General features: G+C 39.6%; 1 protein-coding gene. It reads left to right on the top strand.

What is annotated here, in order from left to right; translation table 11 throughout:
- Positions 1–245 (top strand): lyase family protein (locus ACPYOM_RS23480; protein WP_481347826.1); only part of this gene is annotated, 245 nt, incomplete at both ends.

Below are 245 nucleotides of genomic sequence, written 5' to 3'. Positions count from 1 at the left end.
GTTCATCAGGGGGTTGGCTTTTGTAAAAAAAGCGGCTGCCAAAACAAATTATGAACTGGGCCTTCTTGATGAGAATCTGTATTTCAATATCGCTGAGGTCTGTGACGAACTTATCAACGGCGAACTTCACGAGCAGTTTCCTGTAGATATGATACAGGGAGGAGCAGGAACTTCAATCAATATGAACGCAAATGAAGTGATTGCAAACAGGGTTTTAGAAAAATTAGGAAAAAATAAAGGACAAT

The sequence above is a fragment of the Monashia sp. HAY1-2A genome (assembly GCF_056755315.1).
Note: the sequence above shows the minus strand (reverse complement) of the source record. Positions and strands in the feature narration are given on the sequence as shown.